Raw genomic sequence first — 14814 nt, forward strand, 5'->3', positions numbered from 1 at the left:
CGATCGCCTTGTGGATCCGACGACCCAGGCCGCACTGGCCGCCCTCCTCGGGCTCGTCGTCGGAGCGGTCGGCGTCCTCGCCTGGCACATCAGCGACAGCCAGCAGCGCACCCACCACCCGGTGGAGGAGCCGGCGGTCCCTCCCGGGGTCGACACGGTGCTCTCGGTGCTGCGCAGCAGCGCCGTGGTCGTCGACGAGCACGACCGGGTGCTGAAGGCCTCCGCACCGGCCTATGCCTTCGGCCTGGTGCGCGAGCAGCGGCTGGTGCCCGGCGAGCTGGCCGAGCTGGTCGCGCAGGTGCGCCGGGACGGCCAGATCCGCGAGACCGAGCTGAGCCTGCGGCGCGACCGGTCGGCCCCCCTGTCGGTGAGTGCCCGGGTGGCGCCGCTGGGGACCCGCCTCGTCCTGGTGCTGGCCGAGGACCGCACCCGGGAGCGTCGGGTGGAGGCCGTGCGCCGCGACTTCGTCGCCAACGTGAGCCACGAGCTGAAGACCCCCGTGGGTGCCGTCCAGCTGCTGGCGGAGGCGGTCGCCGAGGCGTCGGACGACCCGGAGGCCGTGCAGCGCTTCGCGGGCCGGATGCTGGTCGAGAGCGACCGGCTCACCCAGCTCGTCCACCAGGTCATCGAGCTCTCCCGGCTGCAGTCCCTCGATCCGGTCGACGACGAGTCGACCGTCTCCGTCGACGAGGCGATCACCCGGGCGGTCGACACCTCGGCCACCGACGCCCAGGCGAAGCGCATCGTGCTGGTCACCGACGCCGAGCCCGGCCTCGAGGTGCGCGGGAACGCCCGCCAGGTGACCGCGGCGGTCTCCAACCTGATCGCCAACGCGGTCGCGTACTCCGGCGAGGGCACCTCCGTGGTGGTCAGCGCGAAGGGCACCGCGGAGGCCGTCGACATCTCGGTCATCGACCACGGGATCGGGATCCCCCCCGACGAGATCGACCGCATCTTCGAGCGCTTCTACCGCGTCGACCCCGCCCGCCACCGCTCCACCGGCGGCACCGGGCTGGGGCTCTCCATCGTCAAGCACGTGGCCGCCACCCACGGCGGTGAGGTCTCCGTCTGGTCCGTGGAGGGGCAGGGCTCCACGTTCACGCTCTCCCTGCCACGGCAGGCACCGCCCCAGGAAGGAATCCGATGACCCGGGTACTAGTCGTCGAGGACGAGGACAGCTACAGCGACGCGCTGGCCTACATGCTCCGCAAGGAGGGGTTCGAGGTCGCGATCGCGGCCGACGGCACGACCGCCCTCCACGAGTTCACCCGCCAGGGCGCCGACATCGTGCTCCTGGACCTCATGCTGCCGGGGGTGCCCGGCACGGAGGTCTGCCGGCAGATCCGGGCGACCTCCAACGTCCCGGTGATCATGGTCTCGGCCAAGGACGACGAGGTCGACAAGGTGGTCGGCCTCGAGCTCGGCGCCGACGACTACGTCACCAAGCCCTACTCGCCCCGCGAGCTGGTCGCCCGGATCCGGGCGGTGCTGCGCCGCGGCACGGAGCCCGAGCTGCTCCCCGACACCCTCGAGGCGGGTCCGGTGCGCATGGACGTCGAGCGCCACGTGGTGACCGTGGACGGCGATGAGCAGCGGCTCCCGCTCAAGGAGTTCGAGCTGTTGGAGATGTTCCTGCGCAACCCGGGCCGGGTGCTCACCCGGGGCCAGCTCATCGACCGGGTCTGGGGCTCGGACTACGTCGGCGACACCAAGACCCTCGACGTGCACGTCAAGCGCCTGCGCGCCAAGCTCGAGCCCGAGCCGTCGCACCCGCGCCGCCTGGTGACGGTCCGAGGGCTGGGCTACAAGCTGGACCTCTGAGCCGCCCCGACGCCGCGTCCGAAACCCGCGCGACGGACGGCGCCGGCGCCGCTTAGGGTCCTTCTGTGACGACCCCGACGAAGCCGCCCGCGGCGACGCCCCGCGCCACCGCCGGGTGGCTGCCGCTCCTCGCGGTCGCCTTCACGCTGGTCACCTGGGCCTCGGCGTTCGTGGCGATCCGCCACCTCGGCGAGACCGTGCCGCCCGGGTCGCTCAGCCTCGGCCGTCTGGTGGTGGCGGTGCTGGCCCTGGGCGTCATGGTGTGGCTCCAGGCCCGTGGGCCACGACGCCGCGGCGGGCGGGCGACCCGGCTCCGGGTCCCGCGCCGTGCCGAGTGGCCCCTGGTGCTGGTGGGCGGGCTGAGCTGGATCACGGTCTACAACGTCGCCCTCAACGAGGCGGAGCGACGGGTCGACGCCGGCACGGCGGCCCTGCTGGTCCAGCTGGGCCCCATCCTGGTCGCCCTGCTGGCGACCTTCTTCCTCGGCGACCGCCTCACCGGATGGCTCGTCGCCGGGCTCGTCGTGGGCTTCGGCGGGGTGATCCTGATCGCCCGCGCCTCCTCCGCGAGCGCCGAGGGCGACGTGCTGGGCGTGGTGCTCGGCGTCGTCGCCGCGGTCGGCTTCGCCCTCGGGGTCCTGACGCAGAAGCGGCTGCTGGGCAGCGGCATGACCGCGCTCGACATGACCTTCTGGTACTACGTGGTCGGCATGGTCGGGTGCCTGCCGTGGACGCTCGAGCTCGTCGGGGTGGTCCGGGACGCCAGCGCCGCCGACCTGTGGTGGATCGCCTACCTGGGGGTCTTCCCCAGCGCGATCGCCTTCACCACGTGGGCCTACGCGCTCTCGCACGCCGACGCGGGCCGCTTCGCGATGTCGACCTTCCTGGTCCCCTTCATCACGACGCTGCTCGCCTGGGCCCTGCTCGACGAGGTGCCGCCGGCCCTCGCCTTCGCCGGCGGGGTGCTCTGCATCGGCGGCGTGCTGCTCAGCCGGGTGAGCCGTCCGTGGCGGGGTCGGCCCCGGACTCCAGCCAGCCCTTGAACGCCTCGAGGTTGGCGGTCGACTCCCCCCGCGAGGTCCGCCACTCCCACTCCTTGCGGATCGAGCTGGCGAAGCCGAGCTCGAGGATGGAGTTGAAGGACTCGTCGGCGTAGGTGAGCACCGAGCCGAGGAGCCGGTCGAGCGTCTCGCCGTCCACGCCGGTCAGGGGCAGCCGGGCATCGAGGTAGATGTCGCCGGTCGCGTCCACCGCGAAGGCCACCGCGAAGAGCCTCAGGTTCTTCTCCAGGAGCCACCGGTAGACGCGCTCGTGATTCTCGTCCGGGTTGCGGCACACGAAGGCGTGCACGCCGAGGGCGTGCGGGCCGACGTCGAGGCGCACCGGCGTCTGGAGCTTCTTCTCCCCCGGCAGGGTGAAGGAGAAGACCCCCGGCGAGATCTCGTCGTACGCGATCTCGTTCTCGCTCAGGTGCTCACGGACCAGCTCCACGACTGCGTCGCTCACACCGGCACCTCCATCCTCATCAGGGACGCGGCACGCCCGTAGGTCTCCAGAGTCTCGCGGGCGGTCCGCTCCCACGCGAACCGGCCGGCCTGGGCGACCGCCCCGGCGCTGAGCCGGTCGTGCAGGCCGGGTTCGGCCAGCACCCTGCGCAGCGCGTGCGCCCAGTCGGCCGGGCGGTGTCCCTCGACCAGCAGGCCGCTCACCTCGTCGGCGACCGCCGTGGTCAGCCCTCCCACCGCGGCCGCGACGACCGGGGTGCCGCACGCCTGCGCCTCGACGGCGACCAGCCCGAAGGACTCGTTGTAGGACGGCACCGCCACCAGGGAGGCGGCGGCGTACCAGGTCGAGAGGGTGGCCTGGTCGACCGGCGGCACGAACCGGACCACGTCGGTCAGGCCCAGGTGGTGGGCGAGCTGGACCAGCGACTCGGGATGCTCCAGGCCACTGCCGGAAGGACCCCCGACCACCGGGACCACCAGCCGGGGCCTCAGCGACGGATCGAGCTCGAGGAGGGTCGCCACCGCGCGGAGCAAGACGTCGGGCGCCTTCAGCGGCTGGATCCGCCCGGCGAAGAGCAGGACGTGCGCCTCCAGCGGCAGGCCCAGCTCGCGCCGCGCGGAGTCACGGTCGCGCCCCCGGAAGACGCCGAGGTCCACGCCGGGGTGGATCACCTGGACCCGGCGCGGCTCGGCGTCGTAGAGCTCCACCAGCTGGCGGGCCTCCTCGTCGGTGTTGGCCACCAGCACGTCGGCGGCGGCGACCACCTGCTCCTCGCCGATCAGCCGGGCCGTCGGCTCCGGCCTGTCCCCGTCGGCGAGGGCGGCGTTCTTGACCTTCGCCATCGTGTGCATGGAGTGGACCAGCGGCACCTGCCACCGGTCGCGGGCCAGCGCCCCGACCTGCCCGGAGAGCCAGTAGTGGGAGTGGACCACGTCGTAGCGGCCCCTCGGGTGCACCGCCTCGGTCCGCAGCACCTCGCGCGCGAAGGCGCAGAGCTGGGCCGGCAGCTCCCCCTTGGAGAGCCCCTCGAAGGGTCCGGCCTCGACGTGCCGGACCAGGACGCCGTCGGCCGCCTCCACGACGGCGGGCAGCGAGGAGGCGGTCGCGCGGGTGAAGATGTCGACCTCGACGCCTTGGCGGGCAAGCCTGCGGGCCAGCTCGAGGACGTAGACGTTCATGCCCCCCGCGTCACCCACCCCCGGCTGGTCGAGAGGTGAGGTGTGCACGCTGATCATCGCCACCCGGTCCACGCGTGAGGCCTTCCGTCGTCCACTCAGTGAGGCGGACGCGTCATCCGGCCCCGACCTGTGCGGGGCGGCGCGACCGCGCCGAGCACAACGCACACCCCACCCCGGTTGATTCCCCGCCCTCCGCGGGACGGGGGACCAAGGGGCGTCGCTCGGTGGCTCGGCCTCAGACGTGGGCCTCCGCAGGCTCCTGCACGCGGGGCTTCCCCTTCACGATCAGGCCGATGCCCACCAGCACCCACAGCACGCCCACGATCCCGTGGAAGAGGAGCGCCGGCTCCTCGAGCTCGGCGCGGACCAGCTCGTAGACCGCCCAGAAGAGCGCGGGCGCCGCGAACCCGACGACCACGTCGAGCCACAGGGCCTGCCCCTTCACCAGGGTCAGCCCGACGCAGACGAGTCCGAGGAGCACGAGAGCGAGGCCTGCATAGCGCATGACGTCCGCGGGACCTTCCGCCGGCGCCAACAGCCAGCGAGCGATCCACACGAGTCCGCCGAGGAGGCCGAGCCCGCCACCCAGTTGACGTACTGTCATTGATTTCCACTTCCTGTGAGGCAACGCAGCGAGAGTGCGAGGAGCAGTCCAGCCGCGCGCGTGCGCGACACGGCTGCGTCCTGTGTCACATTTTACCTACGTTCGGCCGTCGCGTGGTGAAACCGTTGAACCCAATTTCCTTGTGCACGCAGCCACCACGCGCTGTGCAGTGCCGGCCCGTCGGGGCCGAGGGTACGGCAGATCAGGAGCACCTGGTCTGGGACGACCTGCTCGACCGAGACGACGTCGAGGGTCGTCTCCTCCTCCTCCGCCGGCAGCGGCGCGATCTCGGCGAGCCGCTCGTCGCGCGTCCGAGGCCGGCCGGAGGGTTCGATCTCCTGCCACCGGGGGTGCAGCAGCGCCGCCACCGCGGCGCGGTCGCCGCGCGCCCCGGCGAGGAGCAGGCCGCGCTCCAGCTCGACCACCTCCTCCTCGGGCGAGGGGACGTGGTCCGGCACCTCGCCCAGGCCCGAGAACAGGTCGGGCTCCTCCTCGACCTGACCCGGCGCGGCCGCCGGGTGCCGGGTGCTCGACCCCGAGAACCCCGGCCCGGGATCGGGGGCCGCGCCCTCCTTGAACGCCTGGGCGGCCCCGGTGGCGAGCCGGTCGGCGTGCTCGTTGAGGACGTGCCCGGTGTGGCCCTTGACCCACTCGAAGGTGACGTTCCGCCCCGCCATCGCCGCGTCGATCGCCTTCATCAGCTCGACGTTGAGGACGGGCTTGCCGTCGCCCTTCTTCCAGCCGCGGCGCTTCCAGCCGGCCATCCACTTGGTCACGGAGTTGATCACGTAGGTGCTGTCGCAGATGACGTGCAGGTCCTCGTCGAGGTGCGCGCTCTGCTGGAGCAGGTCGAGGACGGCCATCAGCTCGCCCATGTTGTTGGTGCCGTTCGGCCACCCGCCGCAGGCCCAGCGCTCCTCGTCGACGTACCACCCCCAACCGGCCGGGCCGGGGTTGCCGAGGGCCGATCCGTCTGCCGCTGCGATGATCGTCACGAGCGGCGATCCTGCCATCATGGGACCCGTGAGCTCACCTGCCCCCGCCCCGCACCGCACCGCCGTCGTCACCGGGGCCAGCAGCGGCATCGGTGCGGCCACCGCCCGCGCGCTGGCCGCCGCCGGCTTCCACGTGATCTGCGCCGCCCGGCGCCTCGACCGCCTCGCGGCCCTGGCGGAGGAGATCGGCGGCACCCCGGTCGCCTGCGACGTCACCTCCGCCGACTCGGTGGCCGAGCTGGCCGCCACCGTCGCCTCGCTGACCGGAGGCGGCGACGACGGGGGCCCGGGGAGCCTCGCCGTCCTGGTCAACAACGCCGGCGGAGCCATCGGGATGGAGCCGGTGGAGAGCGCGGACCCCGAAGCCTGGCGGAGCATGTACGACGTCAACGTCCTGGGCGTGCTGCGGGTCTCCCAGGCGCTGCTGCCCGCCCTGCGGGCCAGCGGCGACGCGGTCCTGGTCAACGTGGGCTCGACCGCCGGGCGGATCGCCTACGAGGGCGGTGCCGGCTACACCGCGGCCAAGCACGGGCTGCAGGTGATGACCGAGACCCTGCGACTCGAGCTCGTCGGCGAGCCGATCCGGATCAGCGAGGTCGCCCCCGGCATGGTCGCGACCGAGGAGTTCTCCCTCAAGCGGTTCGGCGGGGACGCCGAACGCGCCGCCGGCGTCTACCAGGGCGTCCCGGACCCCCTGGTCGCCGAGGACGTCGCGGACGCGATCGCCTGGATCGTCACCCGCCCCGCCCACGTCAACATCGACGAGATCGTGATCAAGCCGCGGGCGCAGGCGGCCCAGCACAAGGTGCACCGGGTCTGACTGCGGCGTCCCGCAGGCCGGGCACCCTCTCGGTCACGGGAGGCTGATGGGCTCCCCGACGCGGGACGACGTCCCGGTCCTCGGCAGCAGGCGGGAGCAGCCGTAGAGCGACCCCACCTGCGCGAGCCCCGCCAGGTCGCCGGTCCCGAAGTACGTCGGCGACGCGGTGGAGTACGACGGCGACATGATCTGGTCCGCTCCCCTGGCATGCTCGAGCCCGACCGCGTGGCCGATCTCGTGGTGGAGCATGACCATCGTGAAGTGCGGGGTCCACCGGCTCGCCTCGGGGGCGAGGGAGTCGATGAAGACCTCGGCGGTGTCGATCTGCACGTGGCGCCCACCGGCGTCCATGGCCCACCACCCCGGGTTGGGCCCGCCGCGGCCGGCGGCGATGCCGGTCATGGGCTGCACGGTGTGCTGCTGGCCGCCGAAGCTGATCAGCAGGTCGGTGGTGCTCGGGTCGATCCCGGGCAGCCCGGCCACCGGCCAGGAGTAGGCGTCGGTGTCGCCCGCGTCGACGAAGGTGAGACCGGTCGCGAAACGGACGTGCCGCAGCGCCTCCTGGACCGCCTCACGCGCGCCGGCGGGCGCGTGCGTGTAGTTGACCCGGTAGCGCACCGGCTGGCAGGAGTCGAAGCGGTGGCGCATCCCCGTCAGCAGCGTGTAGTTCGTCGGGTCCGAGCCCTGAGGGGTGTAGTGCGGCGTGACCGCGGTGACGACAGGCTCCGAGAACGCCGGCTGGGCGCCGGCGGTCTCCTCCACCACCACCCGGGTGTGCGTGCTGCGCAGCCAGTCGTTGGGCAGCGAGACCGCGTAGCTGCCGTCGGCGGCACTCACCGTGCCGGCGAGCGGCAGCCAGTCGTTGCCGAACTGCCCCTGGACGACGACGCTGCGACCCTCCGGCACGCCGGTGACCAGGCCGGAGGCCGTCGTCGCCGTCGTGTAGGCGACCGCGCTCGGCACCGTCACGGTGGCGGTGATCCCGGTCGGCGCCTTGGGCGGCGGGGCCGGCGTGGTGCTGCGAACCACCCGCACCTTCAGCGTCCGCCGGTAGGGCTTGAGTCCTCGGGCCCGCGGGGCCGTCGTCACGAAGGTGCGGACCCGGGGCTTGCTACCGGCGCGGACGGCGAAGCTGAACCGTCCCTTCTTGCTGGCCCGGGTGCGGTCGAGCCTGCGCAGCTTGCGCCCCGACTTCTCGTGGAGGGTCACCGTGCGCTTCACGCCGCGGCGCGTCGGCACCTTGCCGCGGAGCTTGAAGCGCGATCCGGCCTGCACCTTGGTCACCCGGGCGCGGCGCGCGGCTGGTGCCTCTGCCGACGTCGACTCCGCCAGCTCGAGCGTGACCCCGGTGGGGGCGGCCGCCCCCACCGCGGTGGGCGCGGTCCCGAGCAGCGGGAGGCTCACGGCGGCGGCGGCCAGGACGGCGACGACCGGTCGGTGCAGGTGCAAGACGGACCCCTTGATGTCGGTGGAGGCTTCCTCGGCGGAGGACACCTTGACCCACGGGCCGGGCCCGGGTGCTCGGTGTCCGCCAGCCGGTCAGTCGGAGAGGGCCAGCTCCAGCGCGGCCTTCACGTGCAGCGTGGTGCAGCCCAGGACCGGAAGCTCCACGTCGGCCTGCCGGACCAGGAGCTCGAGCTCGGTGCAGCCGAGGATGACACCACCGGCACCGGCGTCCCACAGCTCCTCGACGATCTGGACGACCTCCCTGCGGGAGTCGTCCTCGACCCTGCCGTGCACGAGCTCGTCGTAGACGATCCGGTTGAGGGTCTCGTGGTGCCGCTCGTCGGGGACGACGACCTCCAGACCGTGCGAGGCGATCCGGTCGGTGAAGAAGCTCCGCGACATCGAGAACCTGGTCCCGATCAGGCCGACCGACTCCAGACGGTGCTCGGCGCAGGCGTCGGCGACCACGTCGGCGAGGTGGAGCAGCGGGATGTCCACCGCGGCCTCGACCTGCTCGGCCACCCGGTGGAACGCGGTGGTGCACAGCACGAGGAAGTCGGCGCCGGCCCGCTCCGCGCCCCGGGCGGCCTCGGACAGGATGGTGGCCACGTCGTCCCAGCGCTCCTGCTGCTGCAGGGCGGTGACCTCGGCGAAGTCGACCGAGACCAGCACACTCCTGGCCGAGGCGAGCCCTCCGAGCCGCTCCTCCACCCCCTCGTTGAGGAGCTTGTAGTACACCGCGCTGGATTCCCAGCTCATGCCGCCGACGAGTCCGATGGTCTTCACGCGGAGCAGTCTGCCAGTTTGCCCGGCCGGGGTCAGCGGACCCCGGCCTCACGCCCCGTCGTGCCGCCCCACGGCGCCGCCACCTCCGCCAGCGTCGCGGCGAGGAGACGGGGGTTGCTGGCCATCGGCCAGTGCCCGGTCGCGAGGTCCACCAGCCGCAGGTCGGCGGCCTGGGGCAGCTCGGGCACCTCACCGGCCTCGATCCAGGCACGCGCCTCCTCGGGGGAGTACTCGGGACAGAGCATGACGGTCGGCACCTCGTACCTCCTCGGGTCGTGCAGCCGGACCACGCCCCGGGCGACCGCCTCCGGGAACGCCACGGCTCGCCTGGCGAGGTCGTCGCGCAGCGGCTCGTCGAGATCGGCGATGTCCGGCCCCTCGAAGCGCTGCCACCCGGGGAAGGGGATCATCGCGTCGGAGGCCTCGAACCAGTTCGCGTACTCGCCGCCGTCCGCCACCGGCATCCCGCCGATCATCACGACTCCGGCCACCCGGTCGGTGCGCGCGTCCGCGGCCACCCAGGCCAGGGCACTGGCGGCCGAGTGCCCGACCACCACGACCGGGTCGCCCGAGGCCGCGGCGGTGTCGACGGCGTCGAGCACCGCGCGCACCTGGTCCTCGTAGGTCGCGGTCGGGTCCCCGTCCCCCTGACCCGGGAGGGTCAGTGGCACCCCCTCGATCCCGAGCTCCGCCAGCGCCGGCACCACCTCCCGCCACACCGTGGCCTCGAGCCAGAGCCCCGGGATCAGCAGCATCCTCATGTCGATTCCTCCCACGCTGTGCTTCCGGCCGGACGCCCCGGCTCGTCTCCGCCACCGTAGGCGCGATTCCGGACGTTCTGCTTCCGGATTGGTCGGCGAGGAACCTAGGGTTCGGAGGGTGACCGACCGTCCCAGCCCGACCGCCCGCGCCCTCCGCGCCCTCGAGGTCCTCCAGCACCGGCCGGGGACGACCGCCGCCGAGCTGGCCGACCGGCTCGGGGTCACCGAGCGCGCGGCCCGTCGCTACGTGGCCATCCTCCGCGAGGCCGGGGTGCCGGTCACGGGCTCCCGCGGTCCCTACGGCGGGTACCGCCTGGGGCGGGGCACCCGCCTGCCGCCGGTGAGCTTCAGCCAGGCCGAGGCCCTCGGCCTGGTGATGGCCGTCCTGGACGGGCAGCCCGCCGCCACGGACCCCGACGACCTGGTGGGCGCCGCCCTCGGCAAGGTGATCCGGGCCCTCCCGGAGGCGCTCGGGGCCGAGGCGGCGGCACTGCGCCGGCACGCCGCCGCCACCCCGGACGGCCGAGAGAGCCGGCCCGACCCGAGGATCACCTCCGACCTGGTGTCGGCGGTCGTCGCGCAGCGGCGGGTCCGACTGGTCCACGGCGGCGCGGGAGCCGGGCCGGGGGACGCGCTGGTGGACCCGTGGGCGGTCGTGGTGCGCCACGGCCGGTGGTACCTGCTGTGCCACTCCCACCGGGCCGAGGCGGTCCGCACCTACCGGGTCGACCGGATCCGCGCCGTCACCACCACCGAGGAGCCGTTCACCCCGCCGCAGGGGCTCGATCCCGTCGCCTCGCTGGCCGAGCACCTGGCGTCCGGGTGGGCGCTGCCGACCCGGGTCGTCTTCGGGGCCCCGGCCGAGGAGGTCGCACGCCACGTCGGCCCCCACATGGGCCGCCTCGAGCCGCACCCGGAGGGCTGCGTGCTCGTCGGCTCCACCCAGAACCCGACCATGTATGCCGCGGAGTGGCTGGCGGCGGTGCCCCTGGGGTTCCGGGTGGAGGAGGGCCCCGAGCTGCGGGCCGCGGTCGCCGAGCTCGCCGACCGGCTCACCGCGGCGGTGGCGCCCCCGACCTCCGCCGGCGAGTAGCCGGCGAGTCGTCAACGAGTCGCCGGTGAGCCGTCAGCCCTCGCCCCCCAGCTCGACCACGAGGTCGGCGAGTCGGCGCAGCTCCCCCGTCAGCTGCTGCTCCGGCACCCGCAGCGGCTCCCGACCGGGCACCTCGAAGGTGTAGACGAAGGCATCGGGGACGTCCCGTCCTCCCTCGACCCTGGCCCCCCGCACCGAGGCGAGAAGCTCGGCGAGCTCTCCGGCGCGCAGCTCGTCGGACACCTGCGCCAGGTCGAGCTGGAACGAGGTGGCACGCCCGGTGAAGCCGCCGGAGCGGCGGACGCAGACGTGACCGCTCGCCGGGACGGGCGGCACCGCGTCCGGCGCGGACCCCACCTCGTCCTTCGCCGGGGCGGCTGGCTCCGGGGGCGCCGGGGCGGCCGCCTCCGGAGACGCCGGGGCCACGACGACGCCCACCTCCGCCCAGGCCTGCGCCACCACCTCGGCGGCCCGGGTGTCCAGCACCCCGGGGGCGGCCGCGACGGTGGCCGCGGCGAAGCCCTCGAAGTCGCTGCGCGGGCCGACCAGGTCACCGGTCAGCGCGGCATACCAGACCAGGCCGGCTCGCTCCCAGATCCGGCCGCCCAGCCGGGTCGCCGCCAGGTGGAAGGCACGGTTGGGGATCCCCGAGTTGAGGTGGACCCCCCCGTTGTCGTCGTCGGTCACCACGAAGTCGTCCATGTGGCCTACCTGCGGGTCCCGCCCGAGCACCGGGTCGTCGTACGCCGTGCCGGGCGCGGCCATGTCCCGCAGCGCGCGGGCCGAGACGCCGGGGAGGAAGAGACCCTGGCCGATCAGCCACGTGCCGTCGCCGGCCTCCTGCCCGGCCAGCCACTGCAGCAGGCACGTGGCGAGCACGTCGGCGACCGACTCGTTGAGGGCTCCGCTCTCGTCGGCGTAGACCAGGCGGGAGGAGCCGTCGATGACCGCGTGCCCGAACTCGTGGGCCAACACGTCGACCGGCTTGGTGAAGCGGTCGAAGACCTCGCCGTCCCCGTCGCCGAAGACCAGCTGGCGACCGTCCCAGAAGGCGTTCTCGTACTCCTCGCGGTAGTGCACGGTGAGCGAGACCCCGGCACCCTGGTCGTCGTAGGAGTCACGGCCGAACGCCTCGGAGAAGAGGCGCAGCGTCGCCGCGATGCCCTCGGCCGCCTCGTCCACCGCCGGGTCCCCGGTGGGACCCTGCCCGGGCTGACGAGCCGCCCGGCCCGGCAGCCGGGTCCCGTTCTCCGCGTCGTGCACGGTCCACGCCACCACGGGAGCGGCGGCGCGGGTGCCCAGCTCGGTGGTGTGGACCGAGAACCCCGTCCGCGCGCCCTCGGTACGCCGCGCGTCACGGAACCACTCGTCGACGCGGAGCGTGTCCTGGCTCAGCCCCGCCGCCCGCTGCGCCGAGGAGCGGGCGATCCCCCGCAGCAGGTAGGGCGGCACGAATCCGCACCTGTTCATCGCACTCCTCCCCCGACCTGCCCACCCGTCCGTCCGCCCGCGTGCCGGCGACGTCGCCACCGGCCCACCGTGACCAGTGCCCCGACCATCGTCGCGGCCAGCAGCGCGAGGAGGAAGAGGGCCAGCACCGGCCAGAAGACGGCACTGAGGGCGAGGCCCGCCGAGAAGGAGTCCTCGACCGTGGAGACGACCGGGGTCGCGGTGCCGAGCGAGCCGGCGTCGATCACCGGCCTGGCCACGCTCTTGCCGCCGTGCACCACCGCGGAGACCACCCCGCCGAGGAGCACCGCGACCCAGGGGTTCTCCTGCAGCCACCCGGTGGACCGCTCCAGGTCGTCGGCGGCCTGGGTGGCTGCGAAGACCAGGCCGCCGGTGGCGGGGCGGACGACGGTCTGGATCGCGTCGTTGACCGAGTCGACCACCGGGATCTTGTCCAGCACCACCTCGACCAGCAGCAGGACGGCGCAGACGCCGATCGCCCAGCCGGACTCGATCCACGCGTAGGCCGCGGGCAGGGTCAGGACGTCGGTGAAGCGGGCGACCACCGCCACCACCAGGAACGGGATGTAGGCGTTGAGGCCCGCGGCGGCCGACAGACCGGCGCCGGTCAGGGCAGCGAGCATGCGGTCCTCCTCGAGCGGTGCGCGTCGCGTGGAGACCCAACGTGGCACGAGCCGCCGACAGCCGCCAGCCCACCGCCGGCGCGGCGGACGCTCCTCAGCCGGGGAGGCGCCAGGGGTCGCTGCTCGCCCACAGGTCGGGCAGCCGGAGCCGGACCCCGTCCCGATCGGCGAGGTGCCGCAGCCTGGCCACGGAGACGTGGAGGTCGTCGCCGGCGTACGGCAGCGCGCGCAGGGGGGCGGTCAGCGGACGGAAGAAGTCGTCCCAGTGGACCAGCACGACCACGTGCCCGCCGACCCGTCCGACGGTCTCGTCCCAGTACCGGTCGATGTAGGCGTGGTCCATCAGCCCCAGCTGGCCCACCCCGAGGTAGACCACCTCGGCGCGGTGGCCGGCCAGGTTGCCCGGCACGCAGCCGGCGGAGCCCTGGATCATCAGGCGACGACCACTGGGCAGGTGGTGCACCAGCGTCGACCAGGTCTCGCCGCACCGGTACGCCGTGGTCCGGGCGCGCCGCGCCACCGGCTCCTCGATCCTCCCCGGGAAACGGTCCGGGGGGCAGTGCGCCCCCTCCACGAGGGTGACCTCGTAGGTGCCGAGGCGCGTCGGCTCACCGGCACCCACCACCCGGATCCGCTCCTCGGGGAGGCCGTGGCCGCGAGCCACGTGGGCGGCCGACTCGCCGCCGACCAGCACCGCGCCGGTCCGCGACGCGACGGTCGCGGAGTCGAGCACGTGGTCGTAGTGGGTGTGCACCGGCAGCACCGCGTCGAGCCGACCGATGCCGGCGCGGGCGAGCGCATGGTCGATCCGCACCGCGTCCGGCTCGAGCCGGCGGAAGCCGGCGCGCAGCAGGCCGGGGCGGGAGAAGAACCCGTCGGTGAGCAGGGCCGACTCGCCGTCGTCGATCAGCACGGTGCTCACCCCGAGCCAGGTGACCGCCGGGCCGGCGACCGCCGGGCCGGCGGCCGCCGGACCGGCGGGGTCGGCCGGCGGCAGGCCGCGCAGATCGTCGTGGACTCCGACGTCCGGTCGGCCCGGCCGCAGCCGCATCCCGGGCTACCGGGCCTCGGTGGTGCTGACCTGGCGCGAGCCGAGCTCCTCGTCGAGGCGGAGCAGGCCGGGGCCGTCCTCGTTGATCAGCTGGACGCGGCCGACGATCTCGCTGACGGTGGCCTCCTCCTCGATCTGCTCCTCCAGGAACCAGTTGAGGAGCGGGCGGGAGTCGAGGTCGCCCTCGGCCTCGGCGAGCCGGTAGAGCTGGCGGATCGACTCCGAGACCTTCTGCTCGTGGGCGTAGGCGGCCTGGAAGACCTCCAGGACCGTGCCGGAGGTCACGGTCGGCGCGGGGAGCGCCCCGATCCGCGGGTGGTTGTCGCGGTCGGCGACGTGGTCGATGAACTTGTTGGCGTGGACGATCTCCTCGTCCGCCTGGTGGCGCAGCCAGGCCGCCATCCCGGGGAGGTCCTGCAGCTCGAGCGCGATGGCGAGCTGACGGTAGACCAGGGAGGCGTGGAACTCGAGGGTGATCTGGTCGTTGAAGGCGTCTTCGAGGGTCTGGGTCAGCTTCATGTCGGCAAGACTAGGCCGCGGGGGCGTGCGCCGCACCGAAGGCAAGTCTTGCCTCACCACCCAGGAGACGGACGACGCGACGGCTGAATCCCTCCCGTCCACCGATTCGCCGAGTCGGGAGATGCGCTCACCAGCCCTTAG

General features: G+C 73.6%; 16 protein-coding genes. 5 read left to right on the forward strand and 11 right to left on the reverse strand.

The genetic code is table 11. From position 1 onward, the window contains the following. Positions 1–10: 10 nt before the first annotated feature. From AC3X7R_RS01565 to AC3X7R_RS01575, 3 genes are all read left to right on the forward strand, one after another. Positions 11–1147: a sensor histidine kinase gene (locus tag AC3X7R_RS01565; protein WP_489963789.1), complete on the forward strand. Its 1137-nt coding sequence runs from the start codon at positions 11–13 to the stop codon at positions 1145–1147. Next, entirely contained in the window at positions 1144–1821 is a 678-nt protein-coding gene (locus tag AC3X7R_RS01570; RefSeq protein WP_489963790.1) for a response regulator, read from the forward strand. Before AC3X7R_RS01565 ends, AC3X7R_RS01570 begins: the two co-directional genes overlap by 4 nt. A 65-nt stretch (positions 1822–1886) precedes the next feature. Next, complete coding sequence (locus AC3X7R_RS01575; RefSeq protein ID WP_489963791.1) at positions 1887–2864, forward strand: DMT family transporter; 978 nt, start codon at positions 1887–1889, stop codon at positions 2862–2864. On the opposite strand, the gene AC3X7R_RS01580 is transcribed toward AC3X7R_RS01575, so the two are convergent. From AC3X7R_RS01580 to AC3X7R_RS01595, 4 genes are all read right to left on the reverse strand, one after another. Then, positions 2809–3327 (reverse strand): type III secretion system chaperone family protein, encoded by a 519-nt coding sequence (locus tag AC3X7R_RS01580; RefSeq protein WP_489963792.1) that lies wholly within the window; start codon positions 3325–3327, stop codon positions 2809–2811. The genes AC3X7R_RS01575 and AC3X7R_RS01580 overlap by 56 nt on opposite strands. Beyond that, positions 3324–4562: a D-inositol-3-phosphate glycosyltransferase gene (gene mshA / locus AC3X7R_RS01585; RefSeq protein WP_489964303.1), complete on the reverse strand. Its 1239-nt coding sequence runs from the start codon at positions 4560–4562 to the stop codon at positions 3324–3326. Before mshA ends, AC3X7R_RS01580 begins: the two co-directional genes overlap by 4 nt. Before the next feature lie 178 nt (positions 4563–4740). Next, positions 4741–5109: a hypothetical protein gene (locus tag AC3X7R_RS01590; RefSeq protein ID WP_489963793.1), complete on the reverse strand. Its 369-nt coding sequence runs from the start codon at positions 5107–5109 to the stop codon at positions 4741–4743. A gap of 92 nt (positions 5110–5201) precedes the next feature. Beyond that, positions 5202–6104, reverse strand: a complete 903-nt coding sequence (locus AC3X7R_RS01595) for an RNase H family protein (protein WP_489963794.1) — start codon at positions 6102–6104, stop codon at positions 5202–5204. Positions 6105–6123: 19 nt separating this feature from the next. On the opposite strand from AC3X7R_RS01595, the gene AC3X7R_RS01600 reads away from it, so the two are divergent. Further along, on the forward strand, positions 6124–6924 hold the full coding sequence (locus tag AC3X7R_RS01600; protein ID WP_489963795.1) for an SDR family NAD(P)-dependent oxidoreductase: 801 nt from the start codon (positions 6124–6126) through the stop codon (positions 6922–6924). 33 nt (positions 6925–6957) lie between these two features. On the opposite strand, the gene AC3X7R_RS01605 is transcribed toward AC3X7R_RS01600, so the two are convergent. The 3 genes from AC3X7R_RS01605 to AC3X7R_RS01615 all read right to left on the reverse strand — a co-directional run bounded on the left by AC3X7R_RS01605 (position 6958) and on the right by AC3X7R_RS01615 (position 9917). Next, positions 6958–8373, reverse strand: coding sequence for a matrixin family metalloprotease (locus AC3X7R_RS01605; protein WP_489963796.1), 1416 nt, complete (start codon positions 8371–8373; stop codon positions 6958–6960). 90 nt (positions 8374–8463) lie between these two features. Next, a complete protein-coding gene (locus AC3X7R_RS01610) occupies positions 8464–9156 on the reverse strand; it encodes an aspartate/glutamate racemase family protein (protein WP_489963797.1) in 693 nt (230 codons plus the stop codon). A 32-nt stretch (positions 9157–9188) separates the two neighbouring features. Continuing rightward, positions 9189–9917 (reverse strand): alpha/beta fold hydrolase, encoded by a 729-nt coding sequence (locus AC3X7R_RS01615; protein ID WP_489963798.1) that lies wholly within the window; start codon positions 9915–9917, stop codon positions 9189–9191. A 118-nt stretch (positions 9918–10035) separates the two neighbouring features. On the opposite strand from AC3X7R_RS01615, the gene AC3X7R_RS01620 reads away from it, so the two are divergent. Beyond that, entirely contained in the window at positions 10036–11010 is a 975-nt protein-coding gene (locus AC3X7R_RS01620) for a helix-turn-helix transcriptional regulator (protein ID WP_489963799.1), read from the forward strand. Between the two features lie 33 nt (positions 11011–11043). Here AC3X7R_RS01620 and AC3X7R_RS01625 read toward each other — a convergent pair whose 3' ends face one another. The 4 genes from AC3X7R_RS01625 to AC3X7R_RS01640 all read right to left on the reverse strand — a co-directional run bounded on the left by AC3X7R_RS01625 (position 11044) and on the right by AC3X7R_RS01640 (position 14673). After that, positions 11044–12480 carry a protealysin inhibitor emfourin gene (locus tag AC3X7R_RS01625; protein WP_489963800.1) on the reverse strand — a complete coding sequence of 479 codons (1437 nt, stop codon included), beginning with the start codon at positions 12478–12480 and terminating at the stop codon, positions 11044–11046. Beyond that, positions 12477–13103: a DUF4126 domain-containing protein gene (locus AC3X7R_RS01630; RefSeq protein WP_489963801.1), complete on the reverse strand. Its 627-nt coding sequence runs from the start codon at positions 13101–13103 to the stop codon at positions 12477–12479. Before AC3X7R_RS01630 ends, AC3X7R_RS01625 begins: the two co-directional genes overlap by 4 nt. Before the next feature lie 94 nt (positions 13104–13197). Further along, the gene (locus AC3X7R_RS01635; protein ID WP_489963802.1) at positions 13198–14154 is read right to left on the reverse strand and encodes an MBL fold metallo-hydrolase; all 957 of its coding nucleotides are present in this window, start codon (positions 14152–14154) and stop codon (positions 13198–13200) included. Positions 14155–14160: 6 nt separating this feature from the next. Then, a complete protein-coding gene (locus tag AC3X7R_RS01640) occupies positions 14161–14673 on the reverse strand; it encodes a ferritin (protein WP_489963803.1) in 513 nt (170 codons plus the stop codon). Positions 14674–14814: the final 141 nt, after the last annotated feature.

This window comes from Nocardioides sp. Z22_16 (assembly GCF_058134365.1).

Bases quoted from the DNA above. Each gene is read 5' to 3' on its own strand.
- AC3X7R_RS01640 (WP_489963803.1), bottom strand. From the start codon at position 14,673: ATGAAGCTGACCCAGACCCTCGAAGACGCCTTCAACGACCAGATCACC.
- AC3X7R_RS01635 (WP_489963802.1), bottom strand. From the start codon at position 14,154: ATGCGGCTGCGGCCGGGCCGACCGGACGTCGGAGTCCACGACGATCTG.
- AC3X7R_RS01625 (WP_489963800.1), bottom strand. From the start codon at position 12,480: ATGAACAGGTGCGGATTCGTGCCGCCCTACCTGCTGCGGGGGATCGCC.
- AC3X7R_RS01630 (WP_489963801.1), bottom strand. From the start codon at position 13,103: ATGCTCGCTGCCCTGACCGGCGCCGGTCTGTCGGCCGCCGCGGGCCTC.
- AC3X7R_RS01600 (WP_489963795.1), top strand. From the start codon at position 6,124: ATGGGACCCGTGAGCTCACCTGCCCCCGCCCCGCACCGCACCGCCGTC.
- mshA (WP_489964303.1), bottom strand. From the start codon at position 4,562: ATGATCAGCGTGCACACCTCACCTCTCGACCAGCCGGGGGTGGGTGAC.
- AC3X7R_RS01615 (WP_489963798.1), bottom strand. From the start codon at position 9,917: ATGAGGATGCTGCTGATCCCGGGGCTCTGGCTCGAGGCCACGGTGTGG.
- AC3X7R_RS01570 (WP_489963790.1), top strand. From the start codon at position 1,144: ATGACCCGGGTACTAGTCGTCGAGGACGAGGACAGCTACAGCGACGCG.
- AC3X7R_RS01590 (WP_489963793.1), bottom strand. From the start codon at position 5,109: ATGACAGTACGTCAACTGGGTGGCGGGCTCGGCCTCCTCGGCGGACTC.